26 protein-coding genes are annotated in these 24,547 nt (G+C 62.4%); 5 read left to right on the top strand and 21 right to left on the bottom strand.

The features are described 5' to 3' along the window. Position 1: 1 nt before the first annotated feature. From ACWGTO_RS11455 to ACWGTO_RS11400, 12 genes are all read right to left on the bottom strand, one after another. Entirely contained in the window at positions 2-868 is an 867-nt protein-coding gene (locus ACWGTO_RS11455) for a carbohydrate ABC transporter permease (RefSeq protein ID WP_454574966.1), read from the bottom strand. After that, positions 869-1,936: an ABC transporter ATP-binding protein gene (locus ACWGTO_RS11450; RefSeq protein ID WP_454574965.1), complete on the bottom strand. Its 1,068-nt coding sequence runs from the start codon at positions 1,934-1,936 to the stop codon at positions 869-871. 10 nt (positions 1,937-1,946) lie between these two features. After that, positions 1,947-3,026, bottom strand: coding sequence for an ABC transporter ATP-binding protein (locus tag ACWGTO_RS11445; protein WP_454574964.1), 1,080 nt, complete (start codon positions 3,024-3,026; stop codon positions 1,947-1,949). Positions 3,027-3,064: 38 nt separating this feature from the next. Further along, positions 3,065-4,585 (bottom strand): glycerol-3-phosphate dehydrogenase, encoded by a 1,521-nt coding sequence (gene glpD / locus ACWGTO_RS11440; RefSeq protein WP_454574963.1) that lies wholly within the window; start codon positions 4,583-4,585, stop codon positions 3,065-3,067. 115 nt (positions 4,586-4,700) lie between these two features. Further along, positions 4,701-5,468, bottom strand: coding sequence for a DeoR/GlpR family DNA-binding transcription regulator (locus ACWGTO_RS11435; protein WP_454574962.1), 768 nt, complete (start codon positions 5,466-5,468; stop codon positions 4,701-4,703). Positions 5,469-5,739: 271 nt separating this feature from the next. Continuing rightward, positions 5,740-7,149 (bottom strand): pyridoxal phosphate-dependent decarboxylase family protein, encoded by a 1,410-nt coding sequence (locus tag ACWGTO_RS11430; RefSeq protein ID WP_454574961.1) that lies wholly within the window; start codon positions 7,147-7,149, stop codon positions 5,740-5,742. A gap of 71 nt (positions 7,150-7,220) precedes the next feature. After that, positions 7,221-7,952 (bottom strand): peptidase, encoded by a 732-nt coding sequence (locus tag ACWGTO_RS11425; protein ID WP_454574960.1) that lies wholly within the window; start codon positions 7,950-7,952, stop codon positions 7,221-7,223. 32 nt (positions 7,953-7,984) lie between these two features. After that, a complete protein-coding gene (locus ACWGTO_RS11420) occupies positions 7,985-8,779 on the bottom strand; it encodes a transglutaminase family protein (RefSeq protein WP_454574959.1) in 795 nt (264 codons plus the stop codon). A 64-nt stretch (positions 8,780-8,843) separates the two neighbouring features. Beyond that, positions 8,844-9,785, bottom strand: coding sequence for an alpha-E domain-containing protein (locus ACWGTO_RS11415; RefSeq protein ID WP_142865793.1), 942 nt, complete (start codon positions 9,783-9,785; stop codon positions 8,844-8,846). A 91-nt stretch (positions 9,786-9,876) separates the two neighbouring features. Then, complete coding sequence (locus ACWGTO_RS11410) at positions 9,877-11,289, bottom strand: circularly permuted type 2 ATP-grasp protein (RefSeq protein ID WP_181057110.1); 1,413 nt, start codon at positions 11,287-11,289, stop codon at positions 9,877-9,879. A 173-nt stretch (positions 11,290-11,462) separates the two neighbouring features. After that, the gene (locus tag ACWGTO_RS11405) at positions 11,463-11,699 is read right to left on the bottom strand and encodes an Lrp/AsnC ligand binding domain-containing protein (RefSeq protein WP_112561551.1); all 237 of its coding nucleotides are present in this window, start codon (positions 11,697-11,699) and stop codon (positions 11,463-11,465) included. 67 nt (positions 11,700-11,766) lie between these two features. Beyond that, positions 11,767-12,378, bottom strand: coding sequence for a DsbA family protein (locus ACWGTO_RS11400; protein ID WP_454574958.1), 612 nt, complete (start codon positions 12,376-12,378; stop codon positions 11,767-11,769). A gap of 196 nt (positions 12,379-12,574) precedes the next feature. Between ACWGTO_RS11400 and ACWGTO_RS11395 the strand changes: the two genes are divergently transcribed. Beyond that, a complete protein-coding gene (locus tag ACWGTO_RS11395) occupies positions 12,575-13,003 on the top strand; it encodes a DUF4864 domain-containing protein (protein WP_454574957.1) in 429 nt (142 codons plus the stop codon). A gap of 6 nt (positions 13,004-13,009) precedes the next feature. On the opposite strand, the gene tgt is transcribed toward ACWGTO_RS11395, so the two are convergent. The 7 genes from tgt to coaD form a co-directional block, all read right to left on the bottom strand. Continuing rightward, complete coding sequence (tgt, locus tag ACWGTO_RS11390) at positions 13,010-14,140, bottom strand: tRNA guanosine(34) transglycosylase Tgt (RefSeq protein ID WP_454574956.1); 1,131 nt, start codon at positions 14,138-14,140, stop codon at positions 13,010-13,012. After that, complete coding sequence (locus ACWGTO_RS11385) at positions 14,133-14,402, bottom strand: hypothetical protein (protein ID WP_454574955.1); 270 nt, start codon at positions 14,400-14,402, stop codon at positions 14,133-14,135. The genes tgt and ACWGTO_RS11385 overlap by 8 nt, the downstream gene beginning before the upstream one ends. Next, on the bottom strand, positions 14,392-15,480 hold the full coding sequence (gene queA, locus ACWGTO_RS11380) for a tRNA preQ1(34) S-adenosylmethionine ribosyltransferase-isomerase QueA (RefSeq protein WP_454574954.1): 1,089 nt from the start codon (positions 15,478-15,480) through the stop codon (positions 14,392-14,394). The genes ACWGTO_RS11385 and queA overlap by 11 nt, the downstream gene beginning before the upstream one ends. Continuing rightward, on the bottom strand, positions 15,480-15,929 hold the full coding sequence (locus tag ACWGTO_RS11375; protein ID WP_454574953.1) for a DMT family transporter: 450 nt from the start codon (positions 15,927-15,929) through the stop codon (positions 15,480-15,482). The genes queA and ACWGTO_RS11375 overlap by 1 nt, the downstream gene beginning before the upstream one ends. A 12-nt stretch (positions 15,930-15,941) precedes the next feature. Continuing rightward, on the bottom strand, positions 15,942-16,454 hold the full coding sequence (locus ACWGTO_RS11370; protein WP_454574952.1) for a peptidylprolyl isomerase: 513 nt from the start codon (positions 16,452-16,454) through the stop codon (positions 15,942-15,944). Positions 16,455-16,497: 43 nt separating this feature from the next. After that, positions 16,498-16,992: a peptidylprolyl isomerase gene (locus ACWGTO_RS11365; RefSeq protein WP_454575222.1), complete on the bottom strand. Its 495-nt coding sequence runs from the start codon at positions 16,990-16,992 to the stop codon at positions 16,498-16,500. A gap of 109 nt (positions 16,993-17,101) precedes the next feature. Beyond that, complete coding sequence (coaD, locus tag ACWGTO_RS11360) at positions 17,102-17,602, bottom strand: pantetheine-phosphate adenylyltransferase (protein WP_454574951.1); 501 nt, start codon at positions 17,600-17,602, stop codon at positions 17,102-17,104. A gap of 191 nt (positions 17,603-17,793) precedes the next feature. On the opposite strand from coaD, the gene ACWGTO_RS11355 reads away from it, so the two are divergent. After that, positions 17,794-17,940, top strand: coding sequence for a hypothetical protein (locus ACWGTO_RS11355; RefSeq protein ID WP_192253752.1), 147 nt, complete (start codon positions 17,794-17,796; stop codon positions 17,938-17,940). A gap of 58 nt (positions 17,941-17,998) precedes the next feature. Here ACWGTO_RS11355 and gyrA read toward each other — a convergent pair whose 3' ends face one another. Continuing rightward, a complete protein-coding gene (gene gyrA / locus ACWGTO_RS11350) occupies positions 17,999-20,782 on the bottom strand; it encodes a DNA gyrase subunit A (RefSeq protein ID WP_454574950.1) in 2,784 nt (927 codons plus the stop codon). A gap of 210 nt (positions 20,783-20,992) precedes the next feature. Between gyrA and ACWGTO_RS11345 the strand changes: the two genes are divergently transcribed. Further along, positions 20,993-22,675 carry a SulP family inorganic anion transporter gene (locus ACWGTO_RS11345; RefSeq protein WP_454574949.1) on the top strand — a complete coding sequence of 561 codons (1,683 nt, stop codon included), beginning with the start codon at positions 20,993-20,995 and terminating at the stop codon, positions 22,673-22,675. A gap of 144 nt (positions 22,676-22,819) precedes the next feature. On the opposite strand, the gene ACWGTO_RS11340 is transcribed toward ACWGTO_RS11345, so the two are convergent. Continuing rightward, positions 22,820-23,695, bottom strand: coding sequence for a helix-turn-helix transcriptional regulator (locus ACWGTO_RS11340; RefSeq protein WP_454574948.1), 876 nt, complete (start codon positions 23,693-23,695; stop codon positions 22,820-22,822). A gap of 86 nt (positions 23,696-23,781) precedes the next feature. On the opposite strand from ACWGTO_RS11340, the gene ACWGTO_RS11335 reads away from it, so the two are divergent. Beyond that, entirely contained in the window at positions 23,782-24,309 is a 528-nt protein-coding gene (locus ACWGTO_RS11335) for a hypothetical protein (protein ID WP_454574947.1), read from the top strand. 32 nt (positions 24,310-24,341) lie between these two features. Next, positions 24,342-24,464, top strand: a complete 123-nt coding sequence (locus tag ACWGTO_RS11330; protein WP_454574946.1) for a hypothetical protein — start codon at positions 24,342-24,344, stop codon at positions 24,462-24,464. The last annotated feature ends 83 nt before the right edge of the window (positions 24,465-24,547 follow it).

Below are 24,547 nucleotides of genomic sequence, written 5' to 3'. Positions count from 1 at the left end.
CTCAGCGCTCCGCGTCGTAGTTGGTCATCACGGTGTAGAACACCCACGACAACAACAGGATGATCAGGAAGTAGACCAGCGACATGGCCGCCGCCGGACCGAGGTCGAACTGGCCAAGTGCTGTCTTGACGAGGTCGATCGACAGGAAGGTCGTCGAATTGCCGGGGCCGCCGCCGGTGACGACGAAAGGCTCGGTGTAGATCATGAAGCTATCCATGAAGCGCAACAGCACGGCGATCAGCAGCACACGTTGCATCTTCGGCAGCTGGATGTAGCGGAACACCGCCCAACGCGAGGCGCCGTCGATCTTGGCCGCCTGGTAGAAGGCGTCCGGAATCGAAACCAGGCCGGCATAGCAAAGCAGCACGACAAGGCTGGTCCAGTGCCAGACGTCCATGATGATGATGGTGACCCAGGCGTCGTACGGGTCCTGGACGTAATTGTAGTCGATGCCGAGCGCGTTGACGTAGTATCCGAGCAGGCCGATGTCGTTGCGGCCGAAGACCTGCCAGATGGTGCCGACCACGTTCCACGGGATCAAGAGCGGCAGCGCCATCAGCACCAGGCACACCGGAACGCCCCAGCCTTTCTTCGGCATGTTCAGCGCGATGAAGATGCCGAGCGGCACTTCGATGGCGAGGATGATGAAGGAGAAGATCAGGTTGCGGACCATCGCTTCCCAGAAGCGGTCGGATGACAAGAGCTCCTCGAACCATTCGGTGCCGGCCCAGAAGAACTGATTGTTGCCGAACGTGTCCTGCACCGAATAGTTGACGACCGTCATCAGCGGGATGACGGCCGAGAACGCCACCAGGACCAGAACCGGCAGGACAAGGAACCAGGCCTTGTTGTTCCAGGTCTTTTCCATCTATGCCCCCATCTCGACGCGCCAGGAATCGGCATAGATGTTGATGCCGGCCGGATCGAAGCGCACTTTTGGTTCGGCCGGCACGCTTTCATCCTCGCCGATGACGGCTGCAATCTCGCGGCCTTCGAGACTGGCGCGCACCACCTTGTGGCGGCCGAGATCCTCGACCTTGCTGATTTTCACAGCCATGCCCTCGCGGCCGAGCCGGACATATTCGGGACGGATGCCGAGTTCGACAGGCCCAGCGCCTGTTTTGGGCACGCCGGGCAGTTCGATGCGCTGGCTGCCGATGGTCGCGGTCTTGCCGTCAATCGCCACCGGCATGACGTTCATGCCGGGCGAACCGATGAAATAGCCGACGAATGTGTGACGCGGGCGCTCGAACAGTTCGGCCGGCGTGCCGATCTGGACAATGCCGCCATCATACATGACGACGACCTGGTCGGCGAAGGTCAGCGCCTCGGTCTGGTCATGGGTGACATAGACCATGGTGTAGCCGAAGCGGCGGTGAAGCTGCTTCAACTGCGAGCGCAGCACCCACTTCATATGCGGGTCGATGACGGTCAGCGGCTCGTCGAAGAGGATGGCGTTGACATCCGAGCGCACCAGGCCGCGGCCGAGCGAAATCTTCTGCTTCTGGTCGGCGGTCAGGCCCCTCGCCTTCTTCTTGGCCCACGACGCGAGGTCGATCATCTCCAGTGTCTCACGCACCTTGCGGTCGACATCGGCCTCCGGCACGCCGCGGTTGCGCAGCGGGAAGGCCAGATTGTCGTAGACAGTCATGGTGTCGTAGATGACCGGGAACTGGAACACCTGCGCAATGTTGCGCTCCTGCGTCGACAGGTTGGTGACGTCCTTGCCGTTGAACAGCAGTTTTCCGTGCGAGGGATGCAAAAGTCCCGAAATGATGTTGAGCAGTGTGGTCTTTCCGCAGCCGGACGGCCCAAGCAGCGCATAGGCGCCGCCATCCTCGAAAGTGTGGTGCACTTCTCTCAGCGCGAAATCGGCATCCTTCTGCGGGTTGGGCAGGTAGGAGTGCCTGATATGGTTGACGTCGATGCGCGCCATCTCTTCCCCCTCAAGCCGCGAGCTTCGGTGCGGCGACGGCACTGCCGTTGCCGTCGAAGACCATGATGTGGCGCGGATCGATGAACACGTCGATCTCGGCGTCGGGCTCGAAGTCGAGGATGCCGTGAGTCAGCATGACCCAGCGCGCGTCGGCGAAATCGAGATGGATGAAGCTTTCCGAACCGGTGATCTCGGTGATCGTGACCTTGGCGCGGACCGGCACGGCGGCTGCGTCGGGCCGCTCGAGCGACAGATGATGCGGCTGGAAGCCGATTGTGTAATTGGCGTCGGCAATGCCGGCGAGTTCGGTCGGCACCGGCAGCTTGACGCCGCCCTCAAGCAGAAAATCCGGACCCTTCTTGGCCAGCACGATAGTGTTGAGCGGCGGATCGGCAAAGGTCCTTGCCGTCACCAGGTCGATCGGCTTGCGGAAGACGTCAATGGTTGGGCCGAACTGGGTGATGCGGCCTTCCGAAAGCGTAGCCGTATTTCCGCCGAGCAACAGCGCCTCGTGCGGCTCGGTCGTGGCGTAAACGAAGATGGTGCCGGCGGCGGCAAAAATCTTCGGCAGTTCGGCGCGCAGCTCCTCGCGAAGCTTGTAGTCGAGATTGGCGAGCGGCTCGTCGAGCAGCACCAGGCTGGCGTTCTTGACGATGGCGCGGGCGAGCGCAGTGCGCTGCTGCTGGCCGCCGGACAGGCTGAGCGGGGTGCGGTCGAGATAGGGCGTCAGCTTGAGGAGCGCTGCCGCGTTGCGGACTTCCTTGTCGATCTTGGCCTGATCGGTGCCGGCCACCCGCAGCGGCGAGGCGATGTTCTCATAGACGGTCATCGCGGGGTAATTGATGAACTGCTGGTAGACCATGGCGATCTTGCGCTGCTGCACGGGCATGCCGGTGACATTCTGGCCGTCGAACCAGACCGAGCCGGAGGTCGGCACGTCGAGGCCGGCCATCAGCCGCATCAGGCTGGTCTTGCCGGACAGCGTCGGCCCGAGCAAGACATTGAGCGAGCCGTGCTGAAGCGTCAGCGACACGTCGCGGATATGCTCCGCCGCACCGACCGTCTTCGTCACGTTTCTCAGTTCCAGCATAATGCCTCCTCCCAGGCTTTTTGCATCAATCGCCTTCCCTATTCTGCGGCCACGACATGGCGCTGGCTGATGCCGCGCATGAATTCGTCGAGGGCCGAAACCTGCTCGCGGCTGAAATGCAGGCCGCGCTTAGTGCGGCGCCACAATACATCTTCGGCAGTCAGCGCCCATTCGTTTTCGCAGAGGTAGCGCACTTCTGCCTCATACAGATCGGCACCGAAATTGCGGCCGAGGTCGGCATTCGACTTGGCGAGACCGAGCAGCACTTGCGCGCGCGTGCCGTAAAGCCTCGTCAGCCGGCGCGCCAGGCGCTGGTCGAGGAAGGGATAGGCGCTCTTCAGCTTCGCTACCTGCGCGTCGAAACCGGTGGCCGGGAAATCGCCCCCTGGCAGGGACGCGTTCGCCGTCCATGGCTTGCCGCGCTTGCCGAGAAAACCTTCGATCTTTTCCAGCATCGATTCCGACAACCGGCGATAGGTGGTGATCTTGCCGCCGAAGGCATTGACGATCGGCGCCTTGCCTTCGCCGCCATCGGCCTTCAGCACATAGTCGCGGGTCGCTTCCTGCGCCTTCGAGGCGCCATCGTCGAAGAGCGGGCGAACGGCCGAATAGGTCCAGACGATGTCGGAACGCTTCACGGGCTGGGCAAAATATTCGCTCGCCGCCGCGCAGAGATAATCGATCTCAGTGTCACTGATCTTCACGTCATGCGGATCGCCTGGATAGTCGCGATCGGTGGTGCCGATCAGCGTGAACTCTTCCTCATAGGGAATGGCGAAGATGATGCGCCCGTCCTTGTTCTGGAAGAAGTACGCGCGCGGATCGTCGAACTTCTTCCTGATGACGATATGGCTACCCTGCACCAGGCGGACATTGTGCACATCGTTCTGGCCCACAGTGGTCGACAGGACATGGTCGACCCACGGACCGGCGGCATTGACCAGCAGCCGGGCCTTGACCTCCTCGGCCTTCCCGGTCGCCAAGTCTTCCAGCCGGATCGCCCACAGATCGCCTTCGCGCCGCGCCGCGACGACTTTCGTGCGGGTGCGGATGGTGGCGCCGCGGTCGGCGGCATCACGCGCGTTCAACGCCACCAGGCGGGCATCGTTGACCCAGCCATCCGAATATTCGAAAGCCTTATGAAACAGCGGCTTCAGCGGCTTGCCGGCCGGGTCCTTCGCCATGTCGAGCGTGCGCGTCGCCGGCAGCAATTTGCGGCCGCCAATATGATCGTAGAGGAAAAGGCCGAGCCGGATCAGCCAGGCAGGGCGCAAACCCTTGGCATAGGGCAGCACGAAGCGCATCGGCCAGATGATGTGCGGCGCATTCTTCCACAGAACCTCGCGCTCCATCAGCGCCTCGCGCACCAGCCGGAATTCGTAGAATTCGAGGTAGCGCAGGCCGCCATGGATCAGCTTGGTCGAACCGGAAGAGGTTCCGCTGGCGAGATCGTTCATCTCGGCCAGAAACACGGAAAAGCCTCGCCCAACGGCGTCGCGGGCGATGCCGCAGCCATTGATGCCGCCACCGATGACGAAGATGTCATGGATTGCGTCCAAAAAGCCCTCCCGCGATTTCGCATTGCAGCATTTTTAGGTTTTTACGAAACCGTATCGGGATTATTTCGAAATCAGAACGAATGTCAAACGAAATGTAACGGCGCTGTGATCACACCTATCCGAGCGACGTTTCGATCAGTTGCACCTCCGCCTCTTCGCAGATCCGGCGCACCGAAGGGATGTCGCAACGATCGGTGATGAAGGTGTTGACCTGCGACAGATGGCCGATGCGAACCGGTGCGGTGCGTTCGAACTTGGTCTGGTCGGAAACCAGGATGACATGTCTGGCATTGGCAATGATGGCCTGCGCCACTTTCACTTCACGAAAGTCGAAATCGAGCAGAGCGCCGTCATGGTCGATCGCTGAGGCGCCGATGACGGCGTAGTCGACCTTGAACTGCCTGATAAAGTCGACTGCCGCTTCGCCGACAACGCCGCCGTCGGAGCCGCGAACGACACCGCCGGCGATCACCACCTCGATCGAAGGATAAATGCGCATCCTATTGGCAACATTGATGTTATTGGTGATGACCATGAGCCCGGCATGGTCGAGCAGCGCCTTGCTGACCGACTCGGTCGTGGTGCCGATATTGATGAACAGCGAAGCGTTGTCCGGGATCAGCCTGGCTGCCGCGCGGCCGATCGCCTCTTTCTCCTCGGCCGCGATCTTGCGGCGCGCCTCATACTCCATGTTCTCGATGCCGGACGGGAACAACGCCCCGCCATGGATGCGCGACAGCAGCCGCTGGTCGCAGAGATCGTTGAGATCCTTGCGGATGGTCTGCGGCGTCACGTTGAAATGCGTGGCCAGGTCTTCAACCAGCACGCGGCCATGGTCTTTGGCCATCTGGATGATTTCGGCATGGCGTGGCGACAAATACACTGAGAGAACCTCCCGTTTTCGTTTTTCTTGCTTGTAGCTGAAAACGAAAGCAATGAACAGGTAGACGCCGGCTAATGAAATATCGATGATTGTAAAGGCGAACCGGGCAGATACGGCTCAGACGCACTCAGACACCTTGAGGGCAACGGAAGTGACTTTGCCCGGCGAGCGGATCATTCAGATTCTGGCTCGCCTCTCCGCCTTGCCCGGTCATATGCTTGCTCGCAATTCCCTGCTGGCCACCTCGGCGACGGCAACCGGGCAATTCCCGTCAGTCCCTCAGGGATCTTGCACAATCGCAAATGACAGTGAAGGCGATATCGACGTCCGCCGCAGTGGTCTCGAATTGTCCTACCTGGAAACGAATGGCGACCTGTCCATCGACCCGCGTCTGCGTCAGATAAAGGCGGCCGTCATCATTGATGGCATTGACCAGGCGCAGATTGTGTTCGTCGGCATCGCCGGCGGCCTTATGACGGAACGAGAACAGCGACAGCATCGGTTCGGTGACGATCTCGAAATCCGGCTCGCTTGCCAGCCGGGCGGCAAGCCCTTCGCTCCAGGCGACGTGGTTTCGGATCATGGTGCGCAACGCCTCCAGCCCATGCGCGCGCAGCAGGAACCACAGTTTCAGCGCCCGGAAGCGCCGGCCGAGCGGCACCGACCATTCGGAATAATTGATGATGCCGTCACGGCCGTGCGTCTTCAGGAATTCGGGCTTGATCGCCAGCGTTCGGACCAGATCCTCCGGCTGGCCGATGAACTGCATCGAGCAGTCGAACTGCGCGCCGAGCCATTTGTGTGGGTTGAAGACGATGGAATCGGCCTGCTCGGCGCCGCTCCAGAAATGACGAAACTCCGGGCAGATCATCGCCGATCCGGCCCAGGCGGCATCGACATGCAGATAGAGCCCGTGGCGCTTGGCCACCGCGGCGACTTCAGCGACATTGTCGGTGCCGCCGGTGCTGGTGCCGCCGACGCTGGCGATGATGCCGGCGGGCAGCATGCCGGCGGCGCGGTCGGCGACGATTGCCGCCTCGAGTGCCGCCGGGTCCATGGCGCGAAAGCGCCCGGCGACCGGAATGCGGACCAGATTGTCCTCGCCGACGCCCGACACCCAGATCGCACGGTCGATCGAAGTGTGGACCTGATCGGAGGAGTAGATGCGCACCCGCTTCTGCCCTGTCAGGCCGTGTTTGTTGCCCTGCCAGTCGAGTGCCCGCTCGCGCATGGTCAGCACGGCCGCCAGCGTCGCCGACGAGGCCGAGTCCTGGATGACGCCGGAAAAGCCTTCGGGCAGGCCGAGCGCCTGGCGCATCCAGTCGACGATGCGGGTTTCGAGTTCGGTGGCGGCCGGCGAGGTCTGCCACAGCATGCATTGCGCGGCCATCGCCGAGACCAGATATTCGGCCACCACCGAGACCGGTGCGGCATTGGCCGGGAAATAGGCGAAGAAGCGCGGATGCTGCCAGTGCGTCATGGCGGGCACGATCTTCTCTTCGAAATCGGCAAAAATCCTGTCCATCGGCTCAGCCGCTTCCGGCGGCGAAGCCTCGATGCTGCGAAAAATATCACCGGGCTCGACCAGCGGCCGCACCGGTTTTTCGCGCAGCGAGGAGCGGTAATCGACGCCCCAATCCGCGGCGCGTCTCGACCATTGGCGGAAATCATCGTTGTTCATTCGGGTCCCCAGATTTGGGCCAACATCATCGGCCGCGGCAGCAAGCGCCTGCCCGCTAGCCGTGGTCATCTCTATCCCGGGAAATCAGGCAGGCTGGCAAAGGCGGCCTTCAGCGCATTCGACCAACCGTCCGAGATGGTGCGGTAGTACTGGTCGTCCTGGCCGATGCGCTTCTTCAGTCCGACCTTGAACGTGTCCTTTTCCAGGAACAGCAGGTCCAGAGGCAGGCCGACGGACAGGTTCGATTTCAGCGTCGAATCGAACGACACCAGCAAGAGCTTGACCGTTTCGGCCAGGCTCATCGTCCTTTCATAGGCGCGGATGATGATCGGCTTGCCGTATTTGGTCTCGCCGATCTGGAAGAAAGGCGTGTCGTCGGTGGATTCGATGAAATTGCCCTCGGGGTAGATCATGAACAGCCGCGGCGGGCTGCCCTTGATCTGACCGCCGAGGATGAAGGAGGCATTGAAATAGGAATCCGCCTTCTCGCCGGCTGGCGACGAACTGGCGATGACTTCCTTGACGGTGTCGCCGACCAGCCGCACGGTCTGATACATGGAGGGGGTTTCGAGCAGAGTCGCATGGCGATCCTCCACCGCCTTGGTGCGCTCGTCGAGCAGGCTGACAACGGCCTGCGTCGTTGCCAGATTGCCGGCCGACATCAAAACGATCACGCGCTCGCCCGGCTCTTCCCAGACATGCATCTTCTTGAAGGTCGAGATCGAATCCATGCCGGCATTGGTGCGCGTGTCCGACATGAACACGAGCCCACGATCGATCTTGAGGCCGACGCAATAAGTCATGGAATCTCTTCAGGCAGCAATCTTGCCGAGAACTACTGCTCTACCGTGACGGTGACCGCAAGCTGTTCCTCCGCCTGTCCCAGTCGAATTCCCGACACCGGCGAGGCGTCGCGATAATCGCGACCGTTGGCCACCCTGACATAGCGCTCATCAGGGGAAATGCCATTGGCGGCGTCGAAGGCGACCCAGCCGAGACCCTGAACGTGGGCTTCGGCCCAGGCATGGCTCGCCGCCTGTTCGATGGCCGCATCCATCATCAGATAGCCGCTGACATAGCGGGCCGGGAAGCCCATGGCGCGGGCGGCGGCGACAAATATGTGGCTGTGGTCCTGGCAGACGCCGGTTTTCAGCGCCAACGCCTCTTCCGCCGGGGTCGTCACGCTGGTGGTGCCCGGCGTATAGGCGACGCGCTCGACGATCAGCGCCATCAGCCGATGCAGCCTTTCAATGTCGGTGCCTTTGCCGACGGCCGCCGCAAGCTCGCGGATGCCGTCGCCGGGGACGGTCAAAGCGGTCTCCTGACTAAACAGCCAGAGCGGCGCGAAGCCGTGATGCGGGCCGGAAACGCCCGCAGTGTCGCGCGTGACAACCTCGCCGGAGGCCTCGACAGTGATGAAGTCGCGCTCGCCCTCGACACTCAACAGCCTGTTATCGTTGCCGAAATGGTCGCTGAAGCGCACTTCCTCGCGCGCACCTTCGATCTTCAGCGCCCAGGACAAGACCGTTTGCGTCGGGCCGCTGACCGGTAACAGCCGCAACCGCTGCAGCAGATAGTGCACCGGCGCATCGTAGCGGTATTCGGTCCGGTGGGTGATTTTCAGCCGCATAACTTGTCTTCCGTTTTGAGCATGACCTCATCCGAAAACCGGGTCCCACTTTTCGGGGGCATACTCAATTGAACCGGTAATCTTGTGCGATCTCGTCACCGAGCTTGGTGTTGTCCTGGATAAACCTGGCCAGGAATTCATGCAGGCCGGCGTCGAATATGTCCTTGATCGATCCTGCCCTTAGCATCGCCTGTGTCCTGTCGACGGTCGCGTGGCAGGCATGGCGTTCGCCATAGTCGTCGCCGAGGAATTTGAGGTGCTCGGCGAGAAAACGATAGCAGAAGGTCAGCGAGCGCGGCATGCGGACATTGAGGATCAGATAGTCGGCGATGTTGGTCGGTTTGTAGTCGGCCTCATAGACCCAGCGATAGGAACGATGTGCCGACACCGAGCGCAGGATCGATTCCCACTGATAATTGTCGAGGCTCGAGCCGACCCAGGAAATCGACGGCAACAGCACGTAGTATTTGACGTCGAGGATGCGCGCCGTGTTGTCGGCTCGCTCAACATAGGTGCCGAGTTGCGAAAAATCGAAAATCTCGTTGCGCAGCATGGTGCCGTAGAACGAACCGCGGATCAGCGCCGTCTCGCGCTTGATGGCGTCGAGCACGTTGGGCAGGTCGCGCTCGTCGATGGGTTTGGCCAGCATCCGCTTGAGCGCCATCCAGGCCTCGTTGATGCTCTCCCAGGTCTCGCGCGTCAGCGCGGTGCGCACCATGCGGGCATTGTTGCGGGCGGTCTCGATCGCCGACATCGTGCTCGACGGGTTCGAGGTGTCGCGCAACAGGAAGTCGGCGACATTGGCGGCGGTATAATCCTGGTATTTCTGAGTGAAGGCGACATCGGAGCCGGCACTGAGCAGCACCGAATTCCACTCTTCCGAAGCACTCTGGGTGCGGGTCAGCGCCATGCGCAGCCCGGCATCGACCAGGCGCGCCATGTTTTCCGCCCGCTCGATATAGCGGTTCATCCAATAGAGCCCGTTGGCGGTGCGGCCCAAAAGCATGTCAATGTGCCCCGATGTCGAGCGAATAGCGAATAGCGAGTAGCGAATAGGGAAGAATGCTTTTCATGATTGCTGCGTCCCCCTGCCCAGCTCAGTCATCGAGTACCCACGTATCCTTGGTGCCGCCGCCCTGTGAAGAATTGACCACCAGAGAGCCCTCTTTGAGGGCGACACGAGTCAAGCCGCCGGGCACGATCTGGATACGGTCGGAGACCAGCACGTAGGGGCGCAAGTCGACATGGCGCGGCGACAGGCCTTTTTCCGTCAGGATCGGGCAGGTCGACAGCGCCAGCGTCGGCTGCGCGATGTAGTTCGAGGGCTTGGCCTGCAGTTTCTTGGCGAAATCCTGGCATTCCTTCTTGGTCGCCGCCGGCCCGACAAGCATGCCGTAGCCGCCGGAGCCGTGCACTTCCTTGATGACCAGCTCATGGATGTGCTCAAGCACGTATTTCAGACTATCGGCTTCCGAGCAGCGCCAGGTCGGAATGTTGCCGAGGATGGCCTTGCGGCCGGTGTAGAATTCGACGATCTCGGGCATGTAGGAATAGATCGCCTTGTCGTCGGCGATGCCGGTGCCCGGCGCATTGGCGATGGTGATGTTGCCGGCGCGGTACACATCCATGATGCCGGGCACGCCAAGGGCCGAGTCGGGCCTAAAGGTCAGCGGGTCGAGGAACGAATCGTCGACACGCCGGTAAAGCACGTCGATCTGCTTGTAGCCTTCGGTGGTGCGCATGGCGACATGACCGTCGACGACGCGCAGGTCCTGGCCTTCGACCAGCTGCACGCCCATCTGGTCGGCCAGGAAGGCATGTTCGAAATAGGCGGAGTTGAAGCTGCCCGGCGTCAGCACGGCAATGGTCGGCGCGCCCTTGGTGCTTTGCGGCCGGACCGCGGCCAGCGACTGGCGCAAGAGCTGCGGATAGTTCTCCACCGGCCGCACCTTGATCTGCTGGAACAGCTCAGGGAAGAGCTGCATCATCGTCTCGCGGTTCTCCAGCATGTACGAGACGCCCGACGGCGTGCGTGCATTGTCCTCCAGCACATAGAACTCGTTCTCGGAGATGCGCACGATATCGACACCGATGATGTGGGTGTAGACGCCGGCGGGCGGCCTGACCCCGATCATTTCCGGCAGGAATGCCTCGTTCCTGGCGATGAGCTCCCTCGGCACACGGCCGGCGCGCAGGATCTCCTGGCGATGGTAGATGTCGTCGAGGAAGGCGTTCAGCGCCTGCACGCGCTGCTCTATGCCTTGGGTCAGCCTTCGCCACTCATTGCCCGAGATGATGCGCGGAACGATATCGAAGGGGATCAGCCGCTCGGAGGCTTCCTGCTCGCCATAGACGGCAAAGGTGATGCCGGTCTTGCGGAAGACGCGCTCGGCATCTTGCATCTTTTCGGTAAGCCTGGCCGGGTCCTGCTCCTTCAGCCAGCGGTCGTAAGCCGTATATGGTTTTCTCAATCCGGAAACTTCCGGAAGCATTTCATCGAACGCTGCCAATCGCATACTCCCCTGTGAGACCATTTCACTGGCCTCGACGGAGAAAATCAAGCGCAATCGAAGATTTGTGGGATACCGGCGATCAGTATGTCGCAACTGCCCAAAATTCAGGCAGTCGAAACCGGCGCGTAATCAGGCTTTGCCTCGTCGCCGGGCAAGTGCCTGATGTGGCTTTAGAAAGCACGGAAAGTGACGACCGTGAAGGTGTCCTTGATTCCGGGAAGATGCTGCACCTTCTCGTTGACGAAGTGGCCGACATCTTCCTCGTCGTCGACATAGAATTTGGCGAGCAGGTCGTAATTGCCGGCGGTCGAGTAGATTTCCGAGGCGATCTCGGCATCGGCGAGCGCACTGGCAACCTCATAGGACTTGCCCAGGTCGCACTTTATCTGCACGAAAAACGTCTTCATTGCCGGTCCCGATCAAGCTTCGCAAACAAGCGGCCCTTGTGGCAGACTGCCGCCCGGCTTTCAAGCATCAGGCCGAACGTGCCTTGGCAACAGCCTGCCTGAGTTCGGACACCGGCATGCCGCGCCGGTAGAGGCTGCCGCCGATGACCAGAGCCGGCGTGCCGCGCAGCTTGAAGGCGGTCGCCTGGCTGTCGGTGCGCAAAAGCGCGGCGTCAATGTCGGGCTCTCGGACGGCGAGATCGGCCCGCACCATTGCCACATCGACGCCGACCGAAGCCAGGATATCGTTGGTGCGGCGTTCCGAGAGCCCGCGCTGGTTGGTCATCAGCGCATCGACCGCGGCGGCATAATGTTCGCCGCTCAGCAGAGCCACACGCGCCGCATCGCGCGAGACGTCGCCGAAGATCGGCCAGTCCTTCATCACCAGCCGGATGCCGCGGTCCTCTTCCATCAGCTTCTTCAACTCGACGAAGACGAGTTTGCAGATCGAGCACTGATAGTCGACGAATTCAGCGATGGTGACGTTGCCTTTGGGATTGCCGAGTGCTGGAATGGCCGGATCGAAGGCGATTTCAGTGACAGTCGGGCCGGTGGCTGCCCAGGCGGGCAAGGGAACCAGAGCTGCAAAGCTAGCCGTGCCCTTCAGAAAAAGGCGCCGGTCAATCGGCTGTCCAGACATGGTTCGTCCCTGGTTGCGCGAACGGGTCCCCACCCGTCCCCTACGATGCGCGCCCCCGCCATAAAGGATGCTTAAGCATGATCTTGTGGCCCTTGCGTGGCGAATATTTGCGGTTTCTGAAACCGTGAGGCCACGCCAAGCGTATGGTATGATGCGTCCTGGGACAGGTTTTGTTGGGGGACAATGGAGACAGGCCATGCGCCGCATCGCATTCGCAGTCGTTTCATTGCTGTTCGCGTCAGTCCTGCTCGTCTCGGCAGTCCGCGCCGGTGACGCCGAAGTCAAAGCCGGCCAGGCCGTCATCGATGGTCAGTTGAAGGCGCTCATCGCCAATGACGGCGCCAAGGCGTACAGCTTCGCGGCTCCAAACGTGAAGCAGATTTTCCCGACCGTCGACGCCTTCATGAACATGGTGACCAACGGCTACGCGCCGGTGCGTCAGCCACAAAGCTATTCCTTCGGCAAGGTCGAGCAGACCGGCCCGGGTTCGATCATCCAGCAGGTGCTGATCGTCGGGCCTGACGGCAAGGATTATGAGGCGGTCTATACGCTGCAGCAGCAGCCTGATGGCAGTTTTCAGATCACGGGATGCAGCTTGCGGGCGTCGAATTCACTGAGCACCTAACCCCGGTTAGATGGCAGGAATATCGCCCCTTGCCCATCCCTCGGAAATCTCGGCCGTGCGTGCCTCAAAAGCCTGCGCTTCGATGGCGGCGCGAATGTCCTGCATCAGCTTCTGATAGTAGGACAGGTTGTTCCAGGTCAAAAGCATAGCCCCCAACGCCTCCTGCGAGCGCACGAGATGGTGCAGGTAGGCGCGTGAATAATCCCGCGCTGCCGGGCAGTCGCTCTCCTCGTCGAGTGGGCGCGGATCGTCAGCGTGGCGGGCATTCCTGAGATTGATCTTGCCGCGCCTGGTGTAGGCGAGACCGTGGCGGCCGGCGCGGGTCGGCATGACGCAATCGAACATGTCGATGCCGCGCGCCACCGATTTCACGATGTCGTCCGGCGTGCCGACACCCATGAGATATCTAGGCTTGTTGTCAGGCAGTTCCGGACAGGTGATCTCGAGCATCTCGAGCATCACCGCCTGCGGCTCGCCGACGGCGAGGCCGCCGACGGCATAGCCCTTCAGCTCCATGGCGCTCAGCGCCTGAGCCGAGCGCACCCTGAGTGCTGCGTTGTCGCCGCCCTGGACGATGCCGAACATCGCCTTGCCCGGCTGGTCGCCGAACGCCGTCTTGCAGCGCTCGGCCCAGCGCAGCGACAGCTCCATGGCGCGCTCGATCTCCTTGAGATCGGCCGGCAGCGCCGTGCATTCGTCAAGCTGCATCTGGATGTCGGAATCGAGCAGTCCCTGGATCTCGATCGAGCGCTCCGGTGACATCTCGTAGGCAGCACCGTCAATATGGGAGCGGAAGGTGACGCCCTTTTCGGTCAATTTCCTGAGTTTCGACAGCGACATCACCTGAAAGCCGCCGCTGTCGGTCAAGATCGGTTGCGGCCAACGGGCGAACTCATGCAGACCGCCAAGCCGCGCCACGCGCTCGGCGCCGGGCCGCAGCATCAGATGGTAGGTGTTGCCCAAGATAATGTCGGCGCCGACGCCGCGCACCTGGTCCATATACATGGCCTTGACCGTGCCACCGGTGCCGACAGGCATGAAGGCCGGGGTGCGGATTTCGCCGCGCGGCATGTCGATGACGCCGCGCCGTGCCTTGCCGTCGGTTGCGAGGACCTTGAAAGTAAACGGCTTAGCCATTGAATTCCTTGTCATGGACAGGTGCGTCTGGCGCCTGTCTGTCGAGCGACTGGCGGTACTGGATGCAGCCGCGCATGAATTTGGGCCACGGCGGAACGGCAATCGATGGGTCGGTCTTTTCCGGCAGCAGATCCCAGAGATCGGGATGGTGCCAGCAGAGATCATGGCCCGTCGTGTCGCGGTGCGCGCGGATGCCGGCACGCAATTTCTTCACTTCGGCAATCAGGCTTTCTCGGTCAAAGGCTTGCAGGTCATCGTCCATCGCTCATCTCCGCTCGATACAGCAGGCTTGCATCTCCGTAGGAATAGAATCTGTAGCTGTTCCCGATGGCATGCGCATAGGCAGCGCGCATCGTATCGAGGCCGCTGAAGGCTGAAACCAGCATGAACAGCGTCGAGCGCGGCAGATGGAAATTGGTCATCAGCAGGTCGGCGGTGCGAAAGCGATAGCCGGGCGTGATGAAGATGTCGGTCGGGCCGGACCATGCGGCCAGGGTACCGTCCTCACGCGCCGCGCTCTCCAGCAGGCGCAACGAGGTGGTGCCGACGGCGATGATGCGCCCGCCCCTCGCCCTGGCGGCATTGAGCGCCTCGGCGGTTGCTTGGCTGACTGAGCCGGTCTCGGCATGCATCTTGTGGTCGGCGGTATCGTCCGCCTTGACCGGCAGGAAGGTGCCGGCGCCGACATGCAAGGTAACGAAGCGGCGTTCGATGCCTTTGGCGTCGAGCGCGGCAAACAGCTCCGGCGTGAAATGCAGGCCGGCGGTGGGCGCTGCGACAGCGCCCTCCTCCCGGGCGTAGATGGTCTGGTAGTCGGTCAGGTCGCGCGCATCGTCATCGCGCTTGGAGGCGATATAGGGCGGCAACGGGATGTGGCCGACGGCGCGCAGCGCTTCGTCGAGAAACGGGCCGGACAGGTCGAAGCCAAGCAGCGCCTCACCGGCCTCGCCCTTCTCGATGACCGTTGCGTCGAGCTGGCCGAGGAAGCAGGAATTGCCGTCATGGCCGAAATGAATGCGGTCGCCGGCGGCGATGCGCTTGCCCGGCCTCATGAAGGCCAGCCAGCGGTCCGGCGTCATGCGCATGTGAAGCGTGGCTTCGACCTGCGCCTGCGCTTCGCCGCGCCGCCTGATGCCTCTCAACTGCGCCGGGATCACCTTGGTGTCGTTGAAGACCAGCACGTCGCCGGCCCCGAGCAAGGACGGCAAGTCGCGCACCGAGCGGTCCGAAAGGTCTTCACCCGGCCTGACCACCAGCATTTTTGCGCTGTCACGCGGCTCCGCCGGGCGAAGAGCGATGCGCTCCTCCGGCAGGTCGAAATCGAAGAGGTCGACGCGCATCAGTATAGCCGGACGAGCAGCGCTCCGACCAAGAGCAGCACCGCGCCCGCGATGCGGCCGAGCGAGATTTCGCGCACCGCCACGCCAAGGAAGCCGACGCGGTCGATCAGCATGCCGGCCAGCAGCTGGCCGGCAACCAGGAACGCCATCAGGGCGGCCGCCCCAATGCGCGGCGTCAGGATGGTCGACAGCGTGACATAGAAGCCGCCGAGCATGCCGCCGGCGACGAACAGCCAAGGCACCGGCGCCTTCCAGTCGAGCGAGATGCCCTGCAGCCGTACGACCGCAACAGAGATGATACCAAGCACGATTGCACCCGACAGGAACGAAAACGCAGCCGCCGCGACCGGGAGACCCAGGCCGCGCGCCAGCTGCGAATTGATCGGCGCCTGGATGGCGATGAACGCGCCGGATAGGATGCCGAGCAGCGACCAGACCACGCCCATCATCGTTATCAGCCCTTACTTGACGTCGGCCGCGACCTTCAGCGACACGATCTTGTCGGGATCGACCACCGGCTCGCCGCGCTTGATCTTGTCGACATTGTCCATGCCTTCGATGACCTGGCCCCAGACCGTGTACTGGCGGTTGAGGAAGGCGGCATCGTCGAAGCAGATGAAGAACTGCGAGTTGGCCGAGTTCGGGTTCTGCGAACGCGCCATCGAGCAGGTGCCGCGGCCGTGGTTGGCGTTGGAGAACTCGGCCTTCAGGTCCAGCTTTTCCGACCCGCCCATGCCCGCGCGGGAGGGGGCAAAAGTCGGCTTCGACGAATTGCCGAACTTGACGTCGCCGGTCTGCGCCATGAAGCCTTCGATGACGCGATGGAAGACTACGCCGTCATAGGCGCCTTCGCGCGCCAGTTCCTTGATGCGGGCGACGTGGCCGGGGGCCAGTTCGGGGAGCAGTTCGATGACGACCTTGCCCTTGGTCGTTTCCATGATGAGCGCGTTCTCGCGGTCCTTGATCTCAGCCATGTCGGATATCCTTTATCTCAGAAAAACAGATTGATTTGACAGATTACTTGTCGGCCGCGATGCGGACCTTGATCATGCGGTCGGGGTCGCCGACCGTGCCATTGTCGGCCTCGTCACCCTTTTTGATGTGATCGACCAGTTCCATGCCGCTGACGACATTGCCGACGATGGTGTACTGGCCGTCGAGGTTCGGCGCCGGCGCGAACATGATGAAGAACTGCGAATTGGCGGAGTTCGGATCCTGCGAGCGGGCCATGCCGAGCGTGCCACGCTTGTAATGCTCGCTCTGCGAGAATTCTGCGGGCAGATCAGGCAGCTCGGAGCCGCCGGTGCCGACGGCCTCGGGGCTGAACCCTTTCTTCATGTTGCCGAACTTGACGTCGCCGGTTTGCGCCATGAAGCCGTCGATGACGCGGTGGAAGGCCACATTGTCGTAAGCGCCCTCGCGCACCAGCTTCTTGATCTGGGCAACATGCTTGGGTGCCAGGTCGGGCCGCAGTGCGATGGTGACGTCGCCATCCTTCAACGTGATGATCATGGTGTTTTCCGGCTCGGCGGCATAGGCCGACACCGATGCGGTCACAAGACCGGCGAGCACGACGAGGAACGAGGCGAGCTTCTTCAGCTGCATAGGGATCTCCGAACGATTATTTCTTGAATTTTGCGGTGAGCGCGCCGGAAACCGCCGCCGGCACGAAGGGACGGATGTCGCCGCCCATCGAAGCTATCTGGCGCACAAGTGTGGCGGTAATGGTTCTGACTGATGGGCTGGCGGGTAGAAAAACCGTCTGCAGCTCTGGCGCCATGGTCTCGTTCATACCGGCCATCTGCATCTCGTAGTCGAGGTCGGTGCCGTCGCGCAGGCCGCGGATCATGATCGAGGCGCCGTGCTTGCGGGCGGCGTCGATGACCAGCCCGTCGAAGGCGACGACCTTGATGCGGCCGCCGTCACGGCCGAATTCGGCCTTCGTCGCAGCCTCGATCAGCTGCACTCGTTCCTCGAAGGAAAACAGCGGCGTCTTGCCGGGATGGGTGCCGATCGCCGCATAAACCGTGTCGGCGACAGCCAATGATGCCTTCAGGACGTCGAGGTGTCCGTTGGTCAGCGGGTCGAAGGAGCCGGCATAAAGGGCGGTGCGTTCGGTCATGGCAGGCTTCTAGCGGGGCATTGGACGGAAGGCAAATGCGATTGGGAACATCTGCGTGAACCTTTTCGCAGACATGAACGACAGATGAATGCCTTGATCACGAAGACTTCACGCAGGCTTCGCTAGTTTGCACTTCAGAAGATGAAACCAAAACCCCATCTAACCGTTGTAAGGCGCAGGAGAACACGCACATGCTGATCTACATGCTCGCCACCGCAATGACCGTCGCCATGCTGATCGCAACCGCATTCGGGCTGCATCAGGAGGCAGAGCGCGTCCGTGTCCGGACCAAGCGCTTCGAAGGCTTCGGCGCCCGCTGGCCCCACCGTCACCACTGATTTTATTGCTATTTCTTGATTGCGCCGGCCCTGGGGCCGGCGTTGTTGTATCCAAAGCCTATTCGGGCGCAGCATCCGAGGCATCCGGACCGGCCTCGCCCTCGCCGTTTTCTTCGACATCCTCGTCCGACTGAGGCTCAGAGATCCGCTCGACCGAAACCACCTTCTCGCCTTCGGCGGTGTTGAAGATGGTCACGCCCTTGGTTGCGCGGCTGGCGAAACGGATACCGTTGACCGGCACCCGGATGACCGTGCCGCCATCCGAAACCAGCATGATCTGGTCGTCATTGCCGACCGGGAAGGTCGCCACCAGTTGGCCAATCTCGGCTGTTTTCGAGACGTCGGTGGCGCGAATGCCCTTGCCGCCGCGCCCGGTCAGGCGGAAATCGTAGGACGAAGAGCGCTTGCCGTAACCATATTCGGTTACCGTCAGCACATACTGCTCATGCGCCTTGAGGAGTTCGTAGCGCTCGTCGGAAAGCTCCGTCTCCTCGCCGATCTCCTCATTGGTCAGCGCGATTTCTTCGTCCTCGCCGGCCGTCTCAAGCCGCCGCTCCGCCGCAGCCCGCTTGAGATAAGCGGCGCGCTCCGCCGGTGAAGCATCGACATGCTCGATCACCGACATGGAGATGATGCGGTCGGTCTCGGCCATGCTTATGCCACGCACGCCGACGGAATTGCGGCTCTGGAAGACGCGCACGTCGCCGACGGAGAAGCGGATGCACTGGCCGGAGTTCGCCGTCAAAAGCACGTCGTCATTGTCGGTGCAGGTCTCGACGCCGAGGATCTCGTCGCCTTCCTCTTCCAGCTTCATGGCGATCTTGCCGTTGCGGTTGACCTGGACAAAGTCGGACAGCTTGTTGCGGCGAACGGTGCCGCGCGTGGTGGCGAACATCACGTCGAGCTCGCCCCAGCTGGTCTCGTCCTCCGGCAGCGGCATGATGGTGGTGATGCGCTCGCCCTGCTCCAGCGGCAGCATATTGATCAGCGCCTTGCCGCGCGACTGCGGATTGCCGATCGGCAGGCGCCAGACCTTCTCCTTGTAGACGATGCCGCGCGAGGAGAAGAACAGCACCGGTGTGTGGGTGTTGGCCACGAACAGCCTGGTGACGAAATCCTCTTCCTTGGTCGACATACCGGAGCGGCCCTTGCCGCCGCGGCGCTGCGCCCGGTAGAGCGACAGCGGCACGCGCTTGATGTAGCCGGAATGGCTGACGGTAACGACCATGTCCTCACGCTGGATCAGGTCCTCGTCTTCCATGTCGGCGCCGCCGTCAGTGAGTTCGGTGCGGCGTGGCGTACCGAACTCGTCGCGCACGGCGGCGAGCTCATCCTTGACGATCTGCTGGATGCGCGCGCGGGACGACAAAATATCAAGGTAATCAACGATTTCGGCGCCGATCGTGTTCAACTCGTCGGCGATCTCGTCGCGGCCGAGCGCGGTCAGGCGCTGCAGGCGCAGTTCGAGGATGGCGCGCGCCTGTTCCTCGGAGAGATTGTAGGTGCCGTCCTCGTTGATGCGATGACGCGGATCGTCGATCAGAAGGATCAGCGATTCGACGTCGCCGGCGGGCCAGCGCCGCTCCATCAACTGTTCGCGCGCCGTCTGCGGATCGGGCGCGGTGCGGATCAGCTTGATCACTTCGTCGATATTGGCGACGGCAATGGCGAGACCGACCAGGACGTGGGCGCGGTCGCGCGCCTTGCGCAACAGGAACTTCGTGCGCCGGCTAATCACCTCTTCGCGGAAGCCGACAAATGCCTTCAGCATATCGGCCAGCGTCATCACTTCCGGCTTGCCGCCGTTCAGCGCCACCATATTGGCGCCGAAAGACGTCTGCAGTGGCGTGAAGCGGTAAAGCTGGTTGAGAATGACGTCGGCGACAGCGTCGCGCTTCAGTTCGATGACGACGCGGTAGCCCTGGCGGTCGCTCTCGTCGCGGATGTCGGAAATGCCTTCGATGCGCTTGTCGCGCACCAGTTCGGCCATTTTTTCGATCATCGAGGCCTTGTTCACCTGATAGGGAACCTCGGTGATGATGATCGATTCACGGTCATTGCCGCGCTGTTCGACATTGACCTTGCCACGCATGACGATGGAGCCGCGCCCCGTCGCATAGGCGCTGTAGATGCCGGAACGGCCAAGCACGATGCCGCCGGTCGGGAAATCGGGACCCGGAATGATCTCCATCAGCGCCGGCAGGTCGATCGCCGGATTGTCGATGATGGCGATGGCGCCGTTGCAGACTTCGGCCAGATTGTGCGGCGGAATGTTGGTGGCCATGCCGACGGCAATGCCGCCCGAACCGTTGACCAGGAGGTTGGGGAAGCGAGCCGGCAGAACCTTCGGCTCGGTGTCGGAGGCATCATATGTTTCCTGGAAATCGACGGTTTCCTTGTCGATGTCCTCAAGCAGTTCATGCGCGACCTTGGTCAGGCGCGATTCGGTGTAGCGCATGGCGGCCGGCGGATCGCCGTCGATGGAGCCGAAATTGCCCTGCCCGTCGATCAGCGGCACGCGCAGCGACCAGTCCTGCGCCATGCGCACCAAGGCGTCATAGATCGAGGCGTCGCCATGCGGATGGTATTTACCCATCACGTCGGCGACCGGGCGGGCCGACTTCACATATTTGCGGTTCCAGTGGTAGCCGCTCTCATGCGCGGCATAGAGAATGCGGCGATGCACCGGCTTCAGCCCGTCGCGAACGTCCGGCAGCGCACGGCTGACGATCACGCTCATGGCGTAGGAAAGATAGGAGCTCTGCATCTCCTCGATGATGGAGATCGGCTCGATGCCGGTGGGGCCGCCGTCGGCGCCGCGCGGTGTTTTTTGGTCGGTCAAATCGGATCACAATCTAATCGGGAATCACTGACCGCTTATATAGGAAGCCAGCCTGAAACTCCAATATTCGCGGCACTTTTCCAACGACAATTTCGGTGGTAATTTCAAATGGATACCGCTGATTGCGACGATTTGGCCATAGCCCATTTCGCCGCCATCAGGGCAAAAGCCTGCGATGGGTCGTTTTGCTAGCCAAGAGCCATAAGCACGATGAACCAGTGGCTGCCTTTGCGAGCGCTGAGCGGTTGGCGGCCGGGGGATCTCAATGGCGATCTGGCCACCGGCCTGACGCTGGCGGCAATCGCCATCCCCGAACAGATGGCGACGGCGCGGCTTGGCGGCTTTGCGCCCGAGATCGGCTTCTTCGCCTTTGTCGCGGGATCGCTGGCCTTTGCCCTGTTCGGCGCCAACCGCCATCTGTCGTCCGGCGCGGATTCGACCATCACACCGCTGTTTGCCGGCGGGCTCGCACTCATCGCCGTTGCCGGCTCGGCGCATTATCTGGCACTGGCGGCCATGTTGGCGCTGATGGTCGGCCTGCTGGTGGGTTTGAGCGGGATCTTCCGGCTCGGCTGGATCGCCGACCTGTTATCGGTGCCGGTCACCACCGGATTCCTGGCCGGCATCGCCGTCCACATCATTGTTTCGCAATTGCCCGGACTGCTCGGTCTGCCTGCCGAAAGTGGCGAAACGTTACGCGGCGTCGGTGAGATCGTCGGCAATCTGCACCTCACCAACCCGTGGAGCTTGACGATCGGCCTTGGCGTGTTTGCAATCGTGTTCGCTGCCGAGCGCATCAGCGCCCGCATCCCCGGCGCCTTGATCGGCATGGTGCTGGCCACTGCAGCGGTCGCCGTCTTCGGCCTGAAGGGGCGCGGCGTCGAGGTGCTTGGCGCCTTGCCCGACGGCCTGCCGCAGGCCGGCCTGCCGACGGTCAGTCTCAGCGATGCCCAGGCGCTGCTGCCGCTGGCCCTGCTGATCGCCATCGTGGTCATGGTGCAGACGGCGGCCACCAGCCGCTCCTTTGCCGGCGACGACGTCAACCGGGATTTTGTCGGCGTCGGCGCCGGCAGCATCCTGTCTGGCTTGTTCGGTGCCTTTGCGGTCAATGCCAGCCCGCCGCGCACCGCAATCGCCTCCCAATCGGGCGGCCGTTCGCAAATGTCCGGCCTGATTGCCGCGGCCATCGTGCTGGCGCTGGGAGCCTTTGGCGGCCGCCTGCTTGCCGATGTCCCGCAGGCCGCCCTTGCCGGCGTGCTGATGTTCGTTGCCCAGTACATCTTGCGCTGGAAGGTGTTCGCCAGCGTCTACCGGCAGGCGCCGGTCGAATTCGCGCTGATCCTGGTCACCATGACGGCGATCGTCGTGTTGCCGATCGAGACCGGCGTCGCGGTCGGCATCGGCCTGTCGCTGCTACACGGTCTGTGGAGCGCGACACGCACGCAGGCCATCGAGCTGGAACAGGTGCCAGGCACCTCGGTGTGGTGGCCGCCAAACACGCCTTCGGCAAGCGAGCAACTCTCCGGCGTGCTGGTTGCGGCCTTCCAGGCGCCGCTTTCCTTCGTCAATGCCGACAGCTTCAAGCGCGGCGTCTGCGAGCTGATCGATGCCAGAAGCGACAGTGTGAAACTGGTCGTGCTGGAGGCCAGCAACATTGCCGAGATCGACTATACCGCCGCGCAGGCGCTGATCGACACCATCGCCCACTGCCGCAAGGCGGGTGCGGTCTTTGCAATTGCGCGGCTGGAATCGCTGCGCGCCCAGGCAGCCCTTGCGCGCTTCGGCATTGCCGACCTCGTCGGCCCGCACAGGATCTTTCACAGTGTCGACGCCGCCATCAAGGCGCTGGCGCCGGACAAGCAACTTGTCGGACAACAGGACGAGACACCATAACGACCGGCCGGGAACCCTTGCTGAGGCCTTTCGCGGTACAGGAGCTGCGGCCGACGCAAATCACCGTCGGCATGCGCGAGGTCGAGCTGAAGGGCCGGATGATCCGGGCGTACGTCCGGAGAAGACCGGTACTTTCCTGGGACGTCACATGGTGCCGGTGGTGCTTGGCAAAACGCTGCCTGACCGGCGGCCGCGATAGTCGCCCGGCGTCTCGCCCATGACGCGCCGGAAACGGCGATTGAATGTGGAGAGGTCATTGAAGCCGGCCTCGAAGGCAATTGCCGAGATCGGCTCATCCGACATGCGCAGCCGCACCGCAGCGCGGTGCAGCCGGGTTCTGAGCACGAACTGATAAGGCGTCATGCCCGCGACCTGCCGGAAGGTGCGCAGGAAGTGATAGGGGCTGGTCGCCGTCGAGCTGGCGAGCTCGGAAAGCGAGACTGGCCGGTCAGCATTGAGTTCGATCTGCCGCACCGCTTCGGCAACCCGTTTCTGGTCGCGGCGGCTCGGCGGGCGAGCGGCAGGCAGGGCCTCACTGGCCACAGCAAGTGCTGCACCGCCGACGGCAAGAGCCGCGGCGGCAATGCGCAGGCCAAGCTCCTCGAAGGCATCGATGTCGGCCGTCTCGCGTGCCGCTTCGGCCTCGGCCAGCAGAGACGCCAGCGCCGGCAAGGGCGGCAGATGCGGCACCCCGAACGTCAGCTTCTTCGTGCCAGCCACGTCGCTGGCGATGCGGTCGAGATGGGCCGGAGCGAAGTGGAAGGACAGGCAACGGTCGCCGGCGCCGTGCTCGTGCCCGCATTCATAGCAGGCGCCGAGATTGCCGAGCAGGATGGCACCTGGCGCCAGCATGGCGGCGCCCTGGCTGGTGCGGTAGCGGAAGCTGCCGCTCGTAACCGCGGCAATGCAGACACTGCGGTGCTCTTCCTCGAAGGGCCGATCGCCGGCGCCGGCCGTGCACAGCACGTCGGACACATACCAGTCCGGCCCCGAAGCCAGTTTTTGCTCAGTCGTCGTCATGGCTTGAAAGATAGCAATTTTTCCCAAGCGCAACACCCCGCCCCGGCCTATCGGTTGCAGCCTCCTGACACCACGAAGGCAGCAGCATGACCGATCCATTCACAAAAGCCCTCCACAGCGACGGCCCTGTCCCCGATCTGGCTGCAAAGCTCGATCTCTACGGCCGCTTTGTCGGCGCCTGGACATTCGATGCCACGCGCCACCTCGAGGACGGCACGGCTTTGACCGGACGCGGCGAGGTGCATTTCGGCTGGGTCCTGGAAGGCAGGGCGATCCAGGATGTGTGGATCCTGCCCGCGCGGGATGCCGGCCCCACGCCGTCGCTCGGCAAATGGACTTTCTATGGCACAACGCTGCGGGTCTATGATCCCGGCCAGGACGCCTGGCACATCTTCTGGAGCGACCCGCGTAACCAGTATTACAGCCGCCAGCTTGGTCGCGCCGAAGGCGACACGATTGTGCAGGTCGGCGCCGACGGCACCGGTTCCTCGGTCCGCTGGAGCTTTTCGCGGATCACCAAGGACAGCTTCCGCTGGCTGGGCGAGCGTTCGCACGACGATGGGGCGACGTGGCGGCTCGAGGTCGAGTTCCTGGCGCGCCGCGCCGAGGCCTGACAACGCAACATATTGTAAAAACGGTGAAAAACATGCTTGACCATGTCTCGATCGGTGTCCGCGACACCAACGTTTCGAAGCCCTTCTACGACTCCGCACTCAAGCCGCTCGGTTATTCCTGCCTCAGCCAGTCGCCAGGTTCGCTAGGTGTTTGATCCCAGGCTTTGATGGGGCATCCTTATCTTCCGAATCAAAGGATGCGCTATGGGCCAAGTTCTGCATGGGAGCGCCACAACGA

The sequence above is a fragment of the Mesorhizobium sp. PL10 genome (assembly GCF_053714315.1).
This window is presented reverse-complemented; position numbering and strand designations above follow the sequence as displayed.